1 protein-coding gene is annotated in these 642 nt (G+C 40.8%); it reads left to right on the forward strand.

All coding sequences use genetic code 11. From position 1 onward, the window contains the following. On the forward strand, nucleotides 1-597 hold a 597-nt coding region (locus DK207_RS15585; RefSeq protein WP_228247956.1), incomplete at its 5' end, for a phage/plasmid replication protein, II/X family. Nucleotides 598-642 lie beyond the last annotated feature (45 nt).

Here is a 642-nt window from a genome sequence, read left to right on the forward strand (position 1 = left end):
GCTCAGCGTGTCGTTGCAGTCATGCAGGAACAACGTTTACAGGACTGGCTGAAAGGGCTGTTACGTCTTGAAACGGGGATGAAAGCCTACTGGCTGGATGAACAGGGTTTACCTTTACGGTTATTTGATCTGATTGATTACCAAGATAAAAATCCCGATTTTTTAAAAGAGTTATGGCTTAAAGCTAACGCAGAGATATTTAAAACCCTTGAGGGTGAATTTATGAACGTGACCAATGATGAAGATGTTTTCAACTTACTTGCAAACACATATCAGACTTACACCAAGTCAGGAAAGTTGTCACTGACACGCCCACGTAACTTAAAACGCTTTTATGACGACATTCGCCAATATGGTTGTGAGTCGGTAAAAACCCGTTATAGCGAATCTCAATATTGCAAATTGATGTCTGATTTAGTTAATGCAGGCATACCTAAAGCAGTTCTCCAGAATCTCCACGAACAAAAAGACAATAACGTGATCCGTTTCGTAGAGCTGCTCAAGATTGATTTCGGCAAGCAAGTACCTGACTGGTACGAAGAGCCTGTATCAAGTTTCGATTTCCGTCCGCAACCGAAGTTGCGTTTAGTTTCATAACAGAGGTGTTTAAACCATGAATAAACAAGTATTTCTAGTAACAGG

The organism is Acinetobacter haemolyticus, assembly GCF_900406815.1.
Lineage (GTDB): Bacteria > Pseudomonadota > Gammaproteobacteria > Pseudomonadales > Moraxellaceae > Acinetobacter > Acinetobacter haemolyticus_A.